This window comes from Paenibacillus ilasis (assembly GCF_043195395.1).
Classification (GTDB): Bacteria; Bacillota; Bacilli; order Paenibacillales; family Paenibacillaceae; genus Paenibacillus_AQ; species Paenibacillus_AQ lautus.
The window spans coordinates 3,019,407-3,037,246 of record NZ_JBHDJG010000001.1 but is presented as its reverse complement, the minus strand read 5'-3'; the positions used below and the strand labels follow the sequence as shown (position 1 = coordinate 3,037,246).

Sequence of the window (17,840 nt, the reverse complement as noted above, 5' to 3'; positions counted from 1 at the left end):
ACGGATCATATCCTGGTTGAAAAGTAATAATCGAATATCAGCGGAACTAATTGATATTACGGACCTCCGGCAGATGTGCGGGATATCCAGATCATGATAGGGTAAAGGCAGGATCAGGCAGCCATTGTAAGTGAAAACGAACGATGCAGCGTCGAATCCTCCTTTTTTATTTTAAAATGACCACATTACGATTTTGGTCATTTGGTTCTAGTCGAGATTCATCCCGCCCAGTATAGGGGCGAATACAAAGAGATTAAAGGAATAATGGAGGGAGATAGCATGACACAAACCAAGTTAGTGCCTCAACCTAAAACCTACGGTCCACTCGGCAATCTGCCGCTGCTGGATTCCGCCGCTCCGGTCCAATCGCTTGTGAAGGTGGCCTCGGAGCTCGGACCGATCTTTCAATTTCAATATCCTGGCGGACGCAAGGAGCTGTACGTCTCGGGACATGAATATGTCAAGGACGCTTGTGACGAGAAGCGTTTTGATAAACGAATCTGGGCACCGCTTCAGAATGTTCGTCCGTTTGCGGGGGATGGACTGTTTACGAGCGCAACGCAGGAGCCCAACTGGAAAAAAGCCCACAACATTCTGCTCTCCAGCTTCAGCCAGCGCGCAATGCAAGGCTATCATACAAAAATGGTCGATATTGCCATGCAGCTCATCCAGAAATGGGCTCGGCTCAATCCCGACGAAACCGTGGACGTTCCTGCTGACATGACGCGCCTGACGCTGGATACCATCGGCTTGTGCGGATTTAATTTCCGGTTTAACAGCTTCTACCGCGAAGACAACCATCCATTTATCGATAGCATGGTGCGGGCGCTTGATGAGGGCATGAACCAGCTTCATCGTCTGGGCATCCAAGACATGTTTATGATTAAAAAGAAGCGGCAGTTTCAGGAGGATATTCAGTTCATGTTCTCCCTTGTGGATGAACTCATCCAAGATCGCAAGACGCATGGCGGTGAAGAGGGGGATTTGCTCGCGCATATGCTGGAAGGCGTCGATCCTGATACAGGCGAGCGCCTCGATCATGAGAACATCCGTTACCAGATCATCACGTTTCTTATCGCGGGGCATGAGACGACTAGCGGCTTACTGTCCTTTGCCATTTATTTTTTGATGAAAAATCCGGATACCTTGCATAAGGCGATAAGCGAAGTGGACCGCGTCCTGAAAGATCCCGTTCCGACCTATAACCAGGTGAGGGAACTGAAATACGTCCGCATGGTACTCAACGAGTCGCTGCGCTTATGGCCTACGGCTCCTGCTTTCTCGTTATATGCGAAGGAAGATACGGCGATCGGCGGAACCTATCCGATCAAGAAGGGGGATAGCGTAACGGTCTTGATCCCAGGACTCCATAGAGACTCGCGTGTGTGGGGAGACGACGTGCAAGCGTTCAGACCCGAACGCTTCGAGGATCCGAGCAAGGTGCCGCATGACGCCTACAAACCGTTTGGTAACGGACAACGGGCTTGCATCGGGCAGCAGTTTGCGCTGCAGGAAGCAACCTTGGTGCTTGGGTTAGTGCTCAAATATTTTGAACTGATCGAGAACCAGCCTTATGAGCTGAAGGTGAAGGAAACACTCACACTGAAGCCGGAAGGGTTCCATATTCAAGTTCGAAGCCGTCAAGACGGGACTGCACTTTTGGTTCCAGGAGGAGGTAAGACGGTGTCACCCGAGTCGGAGAAGCGGGAGTACGTCACGTCCGAAACCTCTGCGGCACATGCACATCATACACCACTGCTCGCGTTGTACGGTTCCAATCTGGGCACGGCAGAGGGAATTGCCAGAGAGGTGGCGGATGCTGCGAAGCACCAAGGGTTCGACAGCCAGGTCGGTGCACTGGACGACTTTGCCGGAAAGCTTCCGAAGGAAGGGGTCGTAGTTATTGTTTCTGCCTCGTACAACGGGCAACCGCCATCCAATGCCAAAGCTTTTATGGAATGGCTGGAAACGGCGGATGAATCCGAAATCGAAGGCGTCCGTTACGCGGTATTCGGCTGCGGGGATCACAACTGGGCAAGCACGTACCAGCGTATTCCCCGCTTCATTGACGAGCAGCTTGCCGTCAAAGGGGCGCAGCGTTTGCTCCAGCGCGGCGAAAGTGATGCAAGCGGCGATTTTGAGCGGGAAGTCGATGAATGGACGGAGCATTTATGGCCGGATCTGATGCAATCGCTAGGACTACCTCTTATGTCCGTAAATGAGCCCAAACGCAGTGCTTTGTCCGTCCAGTTCGTGCAGGGTGCGGCCGCCGTTCCGCTGGCGGAAACCTACCACGCCGTGACGGGGCGTATCGTCCACAGCCGCAATCTACAGCATGACGACAGCGGAAGGATCACGCAGCATATCGAAATCTCGCTGCCTCCGGGAACGGAATACCGGGAAGGAGATCATCTAGGGGTGCTTCCGGTCAATCCGATGTTACTGGTTCAGCGTGTTCTCCGAAGATTCAAACTGGACGCGGGTGCACACCTTATTTTGTCTGCTGAAGGAAGAAGCGGTGCACATTTGCCCACAGGCATTCCTGTCCGCCTGGACGACCTGCTCTCCCGCAGCGTGGAGCTGCAGGATCCGGCTACAAGAGCGCAGATTCGGGAAATGGCCGCTTGTACGGTATGCCCGCCGCATGCCAAGGAGCTTCAGGAACTGCTTGCGGAAGCGAACTATCAGGCCGAAGTACGGGCCAAACGGATCACCATGCTCGACCTGCTGGAGCGATATGAAGCCTGCGAGCTGCCGTTTGAGCGGTTTCTTGAGCTCCTGCCTCCATTGAAGCCGAGATATTATTCAATATCCAGCTCACCGAAAGTTAGCCGGAATACGGCAAGCATCACGGTCAGTGTCGTGCGGGGTAGTGCTTGGAGCGGCAAGGGAGAATATCGGGGCGTTGCTTCCAACTATTTGGCCCAGATGGAAACAGGCGCGGAGGTCTTGATGTTTATACGCTCTCCTGAGTCGGGCTTTGCGCTGCCGGAGGACCCGGCGACGCCCATGATCATGATCGGACCGGGTACGGGCGTGGCTCCGTTCAGGGGGTTCATCCAGGCAAGACAAGCGCTTTGGGAGGCTGGTCAAGAGCTGGGTGCCGCGCATCTGTATTTCGGCTGCCGGAATCCGGAGCAGGACTATCTTTACCGCGAGGAGTTTGAGCAGGCGGAGCGAGAAGGGCTGGTCACCCTGCATACAGCCTTTTCGAGGATTGACGGTGTAGACAAATGCTATGTCCAGCATTTAATGAAACAAGACGGAGCTTTATTGTTGTCGCTGCTTGAGGGAGGAGCGCAAATGTACATTTGCGGCGACGGCTCCCGGATGGCGCCTGAGGTGGAACAAACGCTGATCCGTTCCTATCGGGACCGACATGGCGTGAATGCGGAAGAGGCTGCTGCCTGGTTATCCGGACTGGAGGCCTCGGGACAATATGTAAAAGACGTCTGGGCCGGATAATCATCATGCCAGCGGAAATCGCACCCTAAGACTACGATCTCCTTGCGATCCCGTACTGTTTTTATGTTAAGATGATCAGTACATGATAAATGGAACAGATTAGAAGGAGAGTGTGACTTATGCGTGAGACTGAGACCTGTGTTCCGACTGGCGTGAAACCCCAAGACACCGGCTTTGGTTATACGTTATCCTTGATCGGCGGCAAATATAAAATGATCATCTTGTATTGGCTGTCTGAAAATAAGGTGATGCGGCATAATGAGCTGAAGCGAAGCATTGGTTCCATATCCTTTAAAACGCTAAGCATCATGTTAAAGGAGCTGGAGGCGGATGAGCTAATCGTTAGAACGGAATTTCCCCAAGTCCCTCCAAAAGTCGAATATACCTTATCGGAACGCGGACTTTCCCTCATTCCTGTGTTACATATGATGTGCGAGTGGGGAGAGAAGAACAGTTTGCCGGCTCTGGAAGCTGTGCAGCGGGAAGCATGAAGATTGGTTATATCCAAAGAAGTATTTCCTGAACAAGGAAATACTTCTTTTTTAACGGCTCCATTCCGTTCATTCATCACAGGTTGTCTATGAACTTCAAATAATCTCGTGCACTGATATCCAATGCGTTATCAGGAGGCGATAGGTCCATGTCAGGCGTGTTCCCGCCAGGAGCAGCCTCTTGCCCGTAAAAAGCAAAGAACGAACGATAATCTGCGTCGCAGTAGCGGAAGGTCGTTTCAAAAGGGGTTAGTATCTGTGCAAGCGTGTAGCGATACCTTCCGTCTTCCCGATAATCTTCTTTTTTTATGCCGGCCGATACTGCTAATCCAACTTTGCGTTTCTTTAACTTATCCCCTCCATTTGAACCGTAAGCCCACCCGTAAGCCAAAACCTCGTCAAGCCATGTTTTGAGGAGCGGCGGGCAATTAAACCAATAGATTGGAAACTGTAAAATAAGATTGCTATGCGATTCAATGAGCTGCTGTTCTTTTTGTACATCCAAGTTTCCGTCTGGGTAAACCCGATGCAATTCGTGAACCGTATACCGCTCCGGATATTTTTGGAGTTCTTCGACCCAGCGCTTATTTATAACCGAGTTTTCCAGGCTTGGATGTGTAACGATAACAAGAGTTTTCAAAGATTTGTCCTCCTTGAGCATGATTTATTTTCTTGAGTATAAAGGGATCGCAGCCATGATGTAAGTATGCACTTTTAGTACAGGTACTTACCAAAAGGTGAGTGCTGTGGAGGAAAACAGCGTTTATAAATTCCTGAGTTACAGAAAAATAAATAACAACCATGATGGCATATTATGATATATAATAATTTGCACTGACTGTTATTAGAATGAACTCTCGCGGGTACATAAACTTTAGATTACTCTCTAGATAATCGTTACACGTATGTAAGGCCTATATTAGGTGATATTATTTGTATCATATTATTTATAAAAGGAGTCCTTGTTTAATGGTAGATTTTTTTATGAATTTCAATCCCATTATCCAAGCATTACTTGCCACCTTGTTTACTTGGGGAATGACGGCGTTAGGGGCGGCTCTTGTTTTTTTTACAAAAACATTGAACCAGCGCCTGCTGGATAGTATGTTGGGTTTTGCTGGCGGTGTCATGATTGCGGCCAGTTACTGGTCCTTATTGGCTCCAGCCATTGAGATGTCGGAAGGCAATGCGATCGGGAACTGGTTTCCGGCTGCATTCGGATTTTTATTAGGCGGCATCTTTATATGGGGAATCGATAAGGTATTACCCCATCTTCATCCCAATTCTCCGATTGGAGGAGCGGAAGGGTATAATCCAAAAGTCAGAAAACGGAGTACGCTGCTGGTACTCGCAATTACCCTCCACAACATTCCGGAAGGATTAGCGGTCGGGATTGCATTTGGCGCGCTTGCCAACGGAGGGACTGAAGCATCGCTGGTAGGCGCTTTGACGCTGGCTCTGGGCATCGGCATTCAAAACTTCCCGGAGGGCGTTGCGGTTTCCATGCCCCTGCGAGGTGACGGAATGTCTCAAAGAAAAAGCTTTTTCTATGGACAATTCTCGGGTATGGTGGAACCCGTTGCCGCGGTAATCGGCGCGGTAGCTGTCGCCTTTATAGAACCCATGCTGCCTTACGCATTGAGCTTTGCGGCCGGTGCCATGATTTTCGTTGTAGCCGAAGAGGTAATTCCAAGCTCGCAAGAAAAAGGCAACAAGGATTTGGCTTCCATGAGTTTGATGTTCGGTTTTGTATTGATGATGATTCTTGATGTGGCATTGGGATAGGTGTCTTTTTATTGAGGAAAAGTCGCGATATTTGCGGCTTTTTTTGTTTTCAAGGATAGTCTGCGGTTTATTCCCGATGAGCCGGCTTCCATACGAGGACTTCAGTTCTAACGAATTGGCGCCAAACGGCTGTGAAGTATCGAGCTTTACTAGACTAAGGTCGGGGTTTCAATCTCATTCGCGGGCCCAATGCTCATTCCTCTAAGGGATGCTATACTGAACAGGACTTAGGAATTGGAAAATAAAGAAAGCTCATAAAGGGACGATGGAAGGAATGAGGAACACGTTATGAAGAAGAGAACGGGATATTTGATCGTGGCAGCCGGCGTTCTGCTGTTGATCTTTACGATGAACCCGAGGAACATTTTTTCGGATGTCCATTTCGGCTTTTCCTTTGACACCAAGAAGATTAACGAAGAGACAACATTGGCCGCTGATGATTTCCAGGATATGATCCTCCAGACTGGAAGCACTGACATTATGGTCACAAAAGGAAATGCAGACGAGATCAAGGTTCGACTGAATGGAAAGGTAAGTTCGAAATATGCGGACCAAGTGAAATTGAAGGTCGAGCCGAACGGAGATTCGCTGGTGCTTGGAGTGGATGAGGATCACGGTATCGATCTGGGCATAAATATTATGGATATCGAATTATCTGTGGAGTTACCGGAAAAGCAATGGGCAGCGGCCAATATTGAAAGTGGAAGCGGCGAAATCGAGATCGGGAGTATACGGGGGGACGAGGTAACGGTCAAGGCAGGCAGCGGCAATGTAACTGTTCAGAATGTAAACGCTGGCGAGCTGACGGTGAAGACCGGCAGCGGCAATATCGAGGCCGAGGAGATTGAAGCCGAATCGGTTTCGTTGGTATCAGGGTCCGGCCAAATTTCAGCAGACCGCTATCATGCCACGCAGCTGGACTTTCAAAACGGCAGCGGCAATGTCGAGCTGAAGGATGGAGAATCGGCTTTACAAGGAAAGACGGGATCCGGCAATATACGCGTGGATATGGAACGATTGATTCATGATGCCGACCTGCGAACCGGCAGCGGCAACGTGAGCATTGATCTGGATGAAGAGCCTACATCGCTGGAAGTCGATTTCCAAGGAAGTTCCGGTGAGGGGAATATTCAGTTGGACGGAATGCGTTATGAGGTTAAGGACGAAGACAAAGGAAGACTGAAGGGAACGCTGGGCAGCGGCGAGGTCCTGCTGAAGGTTCGCACAGGCTCTGGAAACTTCAAGCTGGAATAAATCCTGATACGCAAAAAAAGAGACGAGAAGGAGCTGTCCCATAAGTAGGTTTGCCACTTGACGGACGGTTCGTCAGATTAAAAAATGTGTCAAATGTAGAAATGGCGGTGCTCAGGATATTATCCTTGCACCGCCATTTCTTGCTTTTCGGTCCGTTGCCGCTTGCTTGAGCAGATTATGGGCAAGCGAAATCTTTCGTCAGTCCTCGAAGCAGAAATCGCCGGAATCTCCGGTTATTCTTCAACTGCCCAAACGCACTCTCCGGTTCGACCATTTGTCGCACCGACGTATTCGGCAGTTTTCAGAGAGCGGCGTTGACTTTTTCTAAGTGAGGCTTTAAGCAAAGCGTATCCGTAGGGAGTTGGTGAAGACTGTTACCGCAATCAACTGATTTTCCGTTCCAATCTGCACATTGTAGCCTGGCTTCAGTTGACCATTACCATGTGTTCTTCCTTCATTCGCCCCCGAAGCGATTAACCGCTTCATGAACGACGCGAACAAAATGATGCGGACGAATATCGTCTCCAAGTGCATTAGAGATGAGGATGGTTCATGGTATATTGAATGTAGAAAGAAACCGTACCTTTCGTAAATGGTGGGTCACACTTCCATTTTACCAAGAAACGGTTTCTTTTCGTATGTCTAACGTATGTTTTCGCACAACGCAGCGGAGAGGACGAAACGATTCCGGACAAGCGAGAGCGGTCGCCTTTGTCCCCGAATTTCTTCCTTGCTTCAAACCATTCCAAGAAATTTGGGAGCAACAGCGATGGGAGGAACGATTCGTACACGGAGCGTCTCCTAACAGGAAAAAGGTGGCATCCCGCCAAATCTAAGATCTTTTGGGACATCCCCCTTCTTAGTTATGTTCGAAGTCAGCAGAGTGCTAAATCTAAGGTTAATTTCTATCGATTGGAAGCGATTCAACGAGTAAGACTGGACTAAATTAAAACCCAAAAGCCTGTTGAATCAGCCTCGCATAGATGGCAGCAGCTTCTTTGCGCAGAAGTTGATCGGCCGGACGGTAGTCCGCGGCGCCGTTTGCGTCTTTTGTCACTTCGGGTCCATGCATCCCGGAGCCGACCATGAACTGTACGGCTTCATCTGCCCAGGCAGCCGGTTTTGAGCTGAGTTTAGCCGGAACCGCCTTGGCGCCAAGCGCGTTGTGTGCCACACGCCATATGATAGCAGCAGCCTCTTGGCGCGTGATTGGCTGATCGGGTTCAAAGTTCTGGGTCGGAGTGCCGGTGACGCCCCCCATGTCCGCGACATTCTGCACATAACCAGCGAGTGGGTGCCCTTGCATATCCTTAAATGAACTCGGGCCTTCGCTAGGCTTCATCCCGGCCAGTCGGCTGATCGCACTGACAAACTCTGCCCGCGTGATCGATTCATTCGGTCGGAAGCTGGATTGCTCATTCTCGTCAAAAGCCTTGAGGGACTGAACAAAGTAGATATCCTTGGCATAAGGACTCCCTTCCGGGACGTCGTTATAAGCAGCAGGCTCATCGAGCTTCTCGGACATGCTGTCTATCGCCGTGTAATACATATATGCCACATTGCCGTTATCATCTTCCTTGAAGGCGGCCGGCGTACCGTTCTCATCCACGAATCGCAGCGGACCCACCGGCGTGAGTTTATGCTCGCCCATGGCATCGGTAACCTGCAGCTCGCCTTGGCCCGCTATCACCTGCGTGGCGATAATCGGTGTTCTTAAGCTTCTGAACGTGCCCTCGAATTTCTTGAGCTGCTCCTGATTAAGCGGGAAGTCTTTCTGCTGAACCTGCTTTTTTGGATAAAAATGATCCATGAATGCGGTGAAAAATTCGGTTCGGATCGATGTGCTCGTGTCGCTGTTAACAACGATCAGGCCTCCGACATTCTGGTCCGGAAGGAGCCAAAGCCAGGAATGGTAGCCATCCAAATCGCCGCCCTTACCAATCACGGTTTGGCCATTGTGGCTGCTGTGCATAAACGACTCGAAACCGTATGACATCAACGGAATGCCAGCTGCATCATAATGCGTCTGATGCATCAAACGCAGGGTCTCTTCCTTCATGATGCGGGAAGATCCAAATTGGCCATTGTTTAGATGGGCAGTAATGAAATTGGCCATATCGGTACCGCTCGCGAACATGCCGCCTTCCGGTGCGATGGTAGGTATGTTTTGGTATGCCTTAAACGGTTGACGTTCGACATTATAGCCTGTGGCAAGGTTCGCGATGATATCCTCATTCATCCGAAATGCAGCGTGCTCCATGTTTAATGGGATGAAAATATTCTTCCTTACATAATCTTCAAACGGCTCCCCCGATACCTGCTCGACAATGTAGCCCTGCATGGAGGAGGCAAGATTATCATACCGATAAACCTCTCCAGGCGTGCGAACCACAGCTGGCGCATTATACCGGATAAAGTCAGCGAGCGGCACCTCCCCCTTCTGAACGATATGCGGCGGAACCGAGTAGTTGTCCGTAAAGTCGAAGCCTGTCGTATGAGTCAATAAATGCTCAACGGTGACGGGCGTCCCGGTGTTGTTGGTGATCTTAACATCCGGTATATATTCAGTGATATCTTGCTTCAGGTCGATTTTTCCGTCCTCTACCAGTTGCATGACCGCCGTCGCGGTTATCGATTTGGATATCGAGGCCATGCGGAACAAGGTTCGATCGGGATCAATCTTTTTCTTGGATTCAACGTCGGCATAACCGTAGCCCGTATTCAGCAGCACCTTGTCATCTTTTACGATCACAACAAGCGCACCCGCCAGCATGTCCGAAACATGGGGTTTGGCAAAATAAGCATCGGTGAACGCCTTGACTTCTTTGGAGCTCAGTATCGGTGTTCCCGTAAGCTGTGTTGCGGTTGTACCTGTGGACGGTTTCGCCGTATCGGCAAAGATATCGGCAGGGAAAGCCAGCAGGCTAGCGGACAGCACGGAGGCTGCCAGTACACGAATGGTTCTAGACTTACTATGTTTATTTAGCTTCATGGGTTCCTCTCCTTGTTCATCGCATTTGATTTCCATTTCATGGTAGACGATGGAGGGAGAAGGAAGAACCGTCCGCAGAATGAGTTTTAACTGGCTTTTCGACGGGAACCGGGCCTGGACTTTGGTCCAGGGGGGATGAATAAATGTGAAGCCAACCGTCTAAATTTATACTAAAAATTATGTTGAAGTACAATAAAAATTTAATATAAACAATAAAATATCGATCTATATACTATATAATTTATAATAGTATAAATTATTCATGAGACTGGGGATGGACATTCTGAATCTATACATCAAGGAGTGCGGAAACAAAAAGGCAGCAAGAATGATCGTTTTTTTGCATGGGGGAGGTGTGAGCGGCTGGATGTGGAACAAGCAGATTGCCTTTTTTGAAGACCACTTCTGCCTGATACCCGACTTGCCTGGACATGGGCGCAGCCCCGGCAATTCGCCTTTTTCCATAAGCCGCACCGCGGAGCATCTTAACGAGGTCATTTCGACTAAGGCTGACGGACGGGAGGTTGTTGTTTTCGGATTTTCACTAGGGGCGCAAATTCTCGTGGAGATGATAGGTCAACGACCGAGCCTTATTGATTACGCAATCGTAAACAGCGCATTGCTGAGGCCGATGCCGGCAGCGCTTAAACTGATTGAACCTTCGGTTCGAATAAGCTTCCCGTTGACAAAATACAGATGGTTCTCCAGATGGCAGGCAAGCACGCTGTACGTGAACGAGGTTGATTTTGAACAGTATTACGCGGAAACTCTGCATATGAAACGGGAGATGCTGGTTTCGGTGCTGAAGGAGAATATGTCCTATTCCATCTCTCCAAGGATTCAAGAATCAACAACGAAGCTATTGGTTACGGTTGGGGAGAAGGAGAGAGGCAGTGTCAAGAAATCGGCTGAGGATCTCGTGCAGATGAGCGAAAGCGCTGACGGGATTATCTTTCCCGGAGTTGGGCATGGCATACCGCTTGCCGATCCGGCACTGTTTAATCGGGTAGTGGACCATTGGCTTAACACCGGTACAATTCCGGAAGGTATTCCTCATATATAGTAGGGGTGGCTGAGTGATTCAAGTCCCCTTCTCATCATTTGCTGTGGACTTTTCCCTTGGGGGAAGGTGTATAGTGATCTTGAACCAAGATCCAAAACCAGAGATGAGGTGAACCTTTGCTGTCGATTGGAGAATTCTCCAAAATATGCGAAGTATCTACAAAGACGCTTCGATATTACGATGAAATCGGATTAATTCATCCGGATCAGATCAATCCGGAAAACGGTTATCGATATTATTCCATCAGTCAATTAAAGAAAATGCTCTATATCAACCGTTTGAAGTCCTATCATTTTTCGTTGGAAGAAATCAAAGAGCTTCTGGACGAGGAAGCGGATCCATCCGAAGAGAAGCTTCGCTTCGCCCTTCATCGCAAACGTCGGGAAATTCAGGAGAAGTTAAACACGTATGAATATACCCTGAAACAAATGAACCAAGATATCTTGAATCTGGAGCAGGGCATACATTTGATGTCTTACCTGGATGATATCGAAGTACAGCTTGTTGAAACGGGGCCTATGAACATCCTTTATATGCGTCAGATGATGAGCAGTGATGACTATGCTTTAGGGTATGGCAGGTATTACAGCAGATTATACGAGAAGATTGCCAGGGAGAAACTCACCTTGGTTGGAACGCCCATGACGATATATCACAGCCCGGAATTCAATCCCGCAGGCAATGACACAGAGTTTGCCCTCCCGATCAAGGAGGCTGTAAAGGGAACGAGAGATTGGTGTGGGGGCCTTTGTGCGAGGTCTGTATTAAAGGGGGCTTATTCTAATTTAACATCGGTATATGCCAAGCTGAGGGAATGGGTAGAAAATGAAGGATATGCATTGACACAATCACCCTACGAAGTCTATGTAACCGACCCCTATCAAGCCTTGGCTGCCGAGGAAATGGTTACTGAAGTATATTTTCCCGTGACAAAAAAATAAAATATTTACATATACCATATGGCTTGAATAACAAATTCTGCGAGGTATTTATAATGAAAAGAAGCTGCTGGCCAACAACAGCGTGGCAAACCCTAGCCCCCGCGACCTTGGGAATGGATGCTGACAAGCTTTCAGGGCTGGACTCATGGATCAATACCGAATATCCCAATATTAATGGTATCGTTGTAGTTAGAAACGGAGCCATCGTTTATGAAAAATATGATCATGGATATGGTCCCGAGGATAGGCACCACGTTGCATCGGTTACGAAAAGCATCATATCCGCACTTATAGGCATTGCTATCGATGCAGGCTATATTCAACATGCAGATCAGAGCGTGCTGGATTTTTTTCCCGAATATGAACAAGAGGCTGCCGCTCGTCAAAAACGAGACATTACGATACGCCATCTTCTCACGATGACGGCTCCTTATCCATTTGAGGACTGGCACGAACCCCTGGACAAACTGTGCATGCAATCGGATTGGGTACAATATACGCTGGATATGCTGGGCATCGGTGGAAGCCTGGGAGCATTTAAGTATTCCACCGCAGGGGTGCATCTTCTTTCAGCTATCCTAACTCGCAGCACCGGAAAAAGTGCCCGCGCGTTTGCAAACGAACACTTGTTTAAGCCGATCGGCATGAACGAAATTCCGGATTATGACATGAGCTCATTCGGATTTGATGATTTATTCGGGAAAGACGTCAGGGGATGGGTCAAAGACCCGGCCGGCAACTCTACTGGAGGGTGGGGGCTTACGTTAAGTCCTCGAGATATGGCTCGTTTTGGCTTTCTTTATCTGAACCGCGGCATATGGGACAATCAACCGATTATATCGGAGGCATGGGTGGACCAATCAACGGCGATGAATTCCAACCATTATGGATATTTATGGTGGCTGCGCGATGAGGACGGGGTGTCTGCATACTCGGCAGTAGGCGACGGCGGCAATATCATTTGCTGCATTCCGGAAAAAGACTTGGTCGTAGCCATTGCATCGGCCTTTACCGTCAATCCTCGGGATCGATGGACACTGATTAAAGAAAGCATAATCCCGGCGATCCTCGACTAAATATGTACCCGCTATCTTAATCTCTTATCTTGCGCACAACTAATTGATGATGTCAAAAGAACAAGAATATCTGCGCATATGAAGCCGCCAAATTGGCGGCTTTTATCGTTACTGCACACTGTTTCAGGCAAAAATCGCTATCAGTGGCCCTTCTTAACCATTCTGATGTTACATGTGTTTTCATACAATGTATGGACAAGCGAAAACAGAAATATGCAGAGGGTGGGGAGGAACCGTTGTGAAGCTGCATCAAATCCATGTGACGGGCATGACTTGCACGGCTTGTGCAGCCCGGATCGAAAAAGTTCTTCGTAAAGTGGAAGGCATTCAATCTGCCCGTGTCAGTCTTGCCTTGTCTCAAGCCACGATCCAGTATGAACCGACGCAGATTGGATTAGACAAGATCACGGAGAAAATCGAAAAACTTGGCTATGGAGCGACCGACAGGCTGTCGCATCCGCAGGCAGGGATCGAATCGGAGACGGGGGCTTATCGCATCCGGTTCATCATCGCCGCTTGTTTATCCATGCCGCTCATATGGGCAATGTTGGCGCATGTTGCCAATTGGCCTGCACAATGGACGCCGAATTTACTGATGGAACCTGTATTTCAATGGGTGCTCGCTACCTTGCTTCAGTTTGGTGTGGGATATCCTTTCTATTATGGAGCTTACCAGGCTATGATCCATCGTACGGCAAACATGGATACCCTCGTTGCGTTAAGTACCTCGGTGGCTTATTTCTACAGCCACTATGTCATGTTTGAATCCAGGCAGAGCCTAACGCATCCCATGCTTTACTTCGATACGATTGCGATGGTGATGACAGCGGTTCTGCTGGGCAAATGGCTTGAGACCATGGCCAAAGGCAGAGCGTTGAAACAACTTAGTGCCTTATATGAGCTTCAGGTTAAACGGGTTCGAGTCATACGCAGTCATGGGGAAGAATGGATTTCTGCGGATCAATTGCAGATCGGGGACCGCATCCGGGTGAACAATGGGGAATGGATCTCCATTGACGGTTTTGTTCAGTCGGGATCGGCGGATGCCGATGAATCTATGCTGACAGGTGAGAGCACAGCGGTGGCCAAGGGCATGAGGGATCGAGTCTACGCCGGAACGCGTTGTCTGGTCGGAAGTTTGGACATCGTGGTTGATAAGCATCATGACGAAACCCGCCTATCTCAAATGATCGGGCTAATCGAATCCGCACAACAGGAGAAACCGGCCATTCAGCTAACCGTTGACCGTATAGCGGCAATTTTTGTTCCCATGATGATCGGTTGTGCTGCGCTTACCTATGCGGGATGGCTCTGGTTTTTCCATGCTCCCGATGCATCCGAAACGGCCATGCGCCATGCGCTGTCTGTTTTACTGATCGCCTGTCCCTGTGCGCTTGGTTTAGCTACGCCGGTATCCATCCTGATCGCAACCGGATCGTCCGCCCAAAGAGGCGTTCTATTCAAAGACGGCCGGTCCCTGGAGAGCTTGCGGCGAACCGATGTTGTATTGCTGGATAAGACAGGCACGTTGACGGAAGGAAGACCTCAGCTCACAGCGATTCGCACTGCGGAAGGCAGCAACGGTGCCTACGCGCTATCCATGTCGGCTGCACTGGCTTCACGGTCCAATCACCCGTTAGCACAAGCCATTGTACGAGCCGCCCAAGACAAACATTCCCCGCTATTGGAAGCACAGAAATTCCAAGAGCGGGTTGGGAAAGGGATGGAAGGCTATGTCAAAGGAGAGCACGTATGCGTGGGGAACCGGAGATGGCTGCTGGAGCAGGGCATACAACTAGGGAGCCCTCCAGACCAACCTGGCTATACCAGACTTTTTGTCGCCGTGAACGGGAAGTGCATCGGATCGCTTGTGTTGATTGACAAGCTAAGAAAAGATGCTAAGAAGACGGTACAGGAGTTAAAGCGCAGAGCCGATGTGTGGATGGTAACCGGTGATGAGGAACAGGCTGCCGTGGCGGTGGCTGCCGCTGCAGGGATCGATCAGATGCGTGCGGGCATGCTTCCTGAAGACAAGCTGGCGTTCATTCGCGAGCTTCAACATCAAGGACGATCCGTTGCCATGATTGGCGATGGCATAAACGATGCGGCTGCGCTAGCCGCGGCGGATGTCGGCATGGCGATGGGCGGTGGAGCGGATGCGGCTAAACAGGCCGGTGACATCGTGCTGATCGGAAACAAACTCTTCAACATTATCGATGCTTATAGATGGAGCCGCCAAACGATGCGGAATGTTCATCAGAATTTGCTCTTTGCTCTACTGTATAACGCCATAACCGTGCCATTGGCCGCATGCGGTTATTTGGACCCGCGCATCGCTTGCATCGGCATGGCCGCAAGCTCCGTGCTTGTTGTTGCTAATGCGCTAAGATTGCAGCTTAAGGTGCAGAGATGGGATAAGAACCGCATAACCGTGAATGGTTGAACGAATAAACCGTGAGGCTATGGTCACGATCACGAGGATGAGGTGTATTATTTCGATACCTCCACCAAGGATGAGCAGGGCGAGTTCCCTGTCATGCGTTATGTCCTCATGAATGATTTGGTCGAGGCGTATGCTCATGCGAACCGAGCTCTAAATGATAAAATATGAAAATGCCGCAGTCCAGGGACTGCGGCGATTTCTATAGGCAGAGTTGTTGCCATCGCTCCGATGTAGCAAGCAGGATATCTACGCCAACTCCAGCACAACCATCTGGTGATTATCCAAATAGGGAACCGTATAGCTGAGTTCGCCTTGGTTACGAATCTGATAGGGAAGATCCTCCATCGAGGGGGCCAGGTAAACCCGCTTGATCGAAGCGGCAGATGGGAGACGCAAGCTGGTGGATATATTCTGCAGCGGAACGATGTCCTCGATGACCTCCACGCGGCCCTTCATTACGGGGGAAGCATACAGGAGATGATGAACATAGCGATTTTCCACAGGCTGATACTGCAGCGTCGCTATGCCCCGTGCAGGCAAATCGCAGTGCAGAGTAGGCTGCGGCAGGAGCCGGTCAATCGCGTGCAATACCATCTCTTTCAGAATGAGATGGCCGTTGTCCGCATAGTCGCCGAACACATTCCAAGTGATGTAGATACCGTTTGTGCTTTCAATCATGCCCGGGCCGTCGTCTTCTCCAGCGCTTGGCGTGTGCTGATGTGAGCAGAACGTGAATACGTCCCGGTTGAAATACGGATTTTCCCGACTGCCAAGCGCCTGGCCGCCATTCAATTCAACCTGCTGTCCCTCGCCGTACATGACAAACGAAGCAGGCAGAAGGGAGCCTGGAGTAAAGTCCGGTCGGAAATACGACGGGTGGTAAGGGCTGGCGCCTTTCCAGTTCAGTCCAAGATCGAGCGCAAACACGTTGCCGGCTGGATCCAAACCCGAGCGGCCCGTGGCCAGAACCTTGCCGCCGCTTGCGGTAAATGCGCGGATGGCTTCTCCCAATGCCGGCCATACTGGCACTTCGTCCGGCAATATCAGCACCTTGTAACGACCGAAATCCGCATTGGCATCCACGATGTCGTACAAGTAATGCCCTTCGGTCAGGATGCGCACCGCTCCGGCATCCGCCAGATTGTTCCGGTCTTCTGATTTCCGCGCTTCCGGACAAGCCTCCCAAGCAGCCTCCAGCGACAAGACGGCAATGTCCGCCACGGACGTCGTTTCGCTGCACCATGGCTCCTTTGCTTCCACCTCCGCGAAGGCGGTGCCGATCAAGGCGTAGGTGGCTTCATCCATCAGACCTGATGGGTGAAGCTGGTCGCCGATCGAGCACTTGGCGCCGTGCGCGAGGCTGAGCGCCGTTTCGAATCGCAGCGCGTTCGGATGCTTATACCCGCCGAATTCACCCCAAGAGGTGTGGAATTTGCCCGTCATGCCGAGAAAATCCATGCCCAGCGTCTGCGCGTAGCGCGCTGAGAGCGGAAAATGATCGTAGCCCCAGCCCCCGGTTGGCAGGGATTCCAGCTCCAAATGGCTGTTGACATGGGCGAGGTCGCGGCGGCCGCGACGTTGATGCCCGCTGTTATGAAAGACCGGCAGACCGGGCTTAATCTCGTCCACCGTTTCCCGTACGCGGCGAGCATAGTTTAGGTAGGTCGCCTCGCCCAAGGCGGCAACGGCCGTTTCATCCCGAGGATCTTGGCCGGCTGATCGCAGCGCTGCCACACAATGCTGGCAATGACATTTTCGGATGCCGACGATATCAAGGAAAATGCCGTCCGCATCATAGCGGGAAACAACCTCGCGGATTTGAGCCAGCAAGAGGTCCAGGTAAGGCGTGTTGAAGCAAAACTCATGGTACCCGGGCGTCATGAAATCTTTGGCCCATCGCGTACGATCTTCCGCATCTCGAATCAGCCATTCGGGATGGCGACGCGCCAGCTTCTCGTCAAGGCCGGCGGACAAATATACAGGCGTTTTGACGTCGATTTCGTGGGCGGCTGCAATCATTTCGCCTAGCAGATCGAACGAAAGATGCGGGTGCGTTTCGTTGGCTTCGCTCGGGTGGTAAGCCCAGCCGTGATGACATTTAGAGAAAACGGTAATGGAGTCGACATGCCCGGCACGCAGCATGTTCTGAAACTGTTTTTTTGAAAACTGGCTTCCGATGCCCGGAATGGCCTCGGATGTGTGAAAGTCGAGATGAACCTGACGAAATCGCATGTGTGAACAGCCTCCTTTGCCGCATGATGATAACGGTTTCTTTTGTTCAATGTACCTCTTTAATACGCGGGTAACCAGTGATAATATAGACTTTGATT

General features: G+C 50.3%; 12 protein-coding genes. 8 read left to right on the top strand and 4 right to left on the bottom strand.

Annotation, left to right across the window (positions count from 1 at the left end; genetic code table 11):
* Nucleotides 1–279: 279 nt before the first annotated feature.
* Together ACETK5_RS13730 and ACETK5_RS13725 are read left to right on the top strand one after the other, a co-directional pair.
* Nucleotides 280–3,465 carry a bifunctional cytochrome P450/NADPH--P450 reductase gene (locus ACETK5_RS13730; protein WP_394056239.1) on the top strand — a complete coding sequence of 1,062 codons (3,186 nt, stop codon included), beginning with the start codon at nt 280–282 and terminating at the stop codon, nt 3,463–3,465.
* 119 nt (nt 3,466–3,584) lie between these two features.
* Nucleotides 3,585–3,956, top strand: a complete 372-nt coding sequence (locus ACETK5_RS13725) for a winged helix-turn-helix transcriptional regulator (protein ID WP_326115175.1) — start codon at nt 3,585–3,587, stop codon at nt 3,954–3,956.
* A 76-nt stretch (nt 3,957–4,032) separates the two neighbouring features.
* On the opposite strand, the gene ACETK5_RS13720 is transcribed toward ACETK5_RS13725, so the two are convergent.
* Nucleotides 4,033–4,596 carry an NAD(P)H-dependent oxidoreductase gene (locus tag ACETK5_RS13720; RefSeq protein WP_394056237.1) on the bottom strand — a complete coding sequence of 188 codons (564 nt, stop codon included), beginning with the start codon at nt 4,594–4,596 and terminating at the stop codon, nt 4,033–4,035.
* A 329-nt stretch (nt 4,597–4,925) separates the two neighbouring features.
* On the opposite strand from ACETK5_RS13720, the gene ACETK5_RS13715 reads away from it, so the two are divergent.
* A complete protein-coding gene (locus ACETK5_RS13715) occupies nt 4,926–5,741 on the top strand; it encodes a ZIP family metal transporter (protein ID WP_100536861.1) in 816 nt (271 codons plus the stop codon).
* Between the two features lie 288 nt (nt 5,742–6,029).
* The gene (locus tag ACETK5_RS13710; RefSeq protein ID WP_394056235.1) at nt 6,030–6,995 is read left to right on the top strand and encodes a DUF4097 family beta strand repeat-containing protein; all 966 of its coding nucleotides are present in this window, start codon (nt 6,030–6,032) and stop codon (nt 6,993–6,995) included.
* Between the two features lie 336 nt (nt 6,996–7,331).
* Here ACETK5_RS13710 and ACETK5_RS13705 read toward each other — a convergent pair whose 3' ends face one another.
* On the bottom strand, nt 7,332–7,481 hold the full coding sequence (locus ACETK5_RS13705; RefSeq protein WP_394057483.1) for a hypothetical protein: 150 nt from the start codon (nt 7,479–7,481) through the stop codon (nt 7,332–7,334).
* Between the two features lie 460 nt (nt 7,482–7,941).
* Entirely contained in the window at nt 7,942–9,987 is a 2,046-nt protein-coding gene (locus ACETK5_RS13700) for a serine hydrolase (protein WP_394056233.1), read from the bottom strand.
* A 274-nt stretch (nt 9,988–10,261) separates the two neighbouring features.
* Between ACETK5_RS13700 and ACETK5_RS13695 the strand changes: the two genes are divergently transcribed.
* The 4 genes from ACETK5_RS13695 (at nt 10,262) to ACETK5_RS13680 (ending at nt 15,510) form a co-directional block, all read left to right on the top strand.
* Nucleotides 10,262–11,050 carry an alpha/beta fold hydrolase gene (locus tag ACETK5_RS13695; protein WP_394056231.1) on the top strand — a complete coding sequence of 263 codons (789 nt, stop codon included), beginning with the start codon at nt 10,262–10,264 and terminating at the stop codon, nt 11,048–11,050.
* 116 nt (nt 11,051–11,166) lie between these two features.
* Nucleotides 11,167–11,991 (top strand): MerR family transcriptional regulator, encoded by an 825-nt coding sequence (locus ACETK5_RS13690; RefSeq protein ID WP_326115168.1) that lies wholly within the window; start codon nt 11,167–11,169, stop codon nt 11,989–11,991.
* 53 nt (nt 11,992–12,044) lie between these two features.
* Nucleotides 12,045–13,067, top strand: coding sequence for a serine hydrolase domain-containing protein (locus tag ACETK5_RS13685; protein ID WP_394056229.1), 1,023 nt, complete (start codon nt 12,045–12,047; stop codon nt 13,065–13,067).
* 238 nt (nt 13,068–13,305) lie between these two features.
* Nucleotides 13,306–15,510, top strand: coding sequence for a heavy metal translocating P-type ATPase (locus tag ACETK5_RS13680; protein WP_394056227.1), 2,205 nt, complete (start codon nt 13,306–13,308; stop codon nt 15,508–15,510).
* A gap of 246 nt (nt 15,511–15,756) precedes the next feature.
* Here the strand turns inward: ACETK5_RS13680 and ACETK5_RS13675 are convergent, their stop codons facing one another.
* Nucleotides 15,757–17,742, bottom strand: coding sequence for a beta-galactosidase trimerization domain-containing protein (locus tag ACETK5_RS13675; protein WP_394056225.1), 1,986 nt, complete (start codon nt 17,740–17,742; stop codon nt 15,757–15,759).
* Nucleotides 17,743–17,840 lie beyond the last annotated feature (98 nt).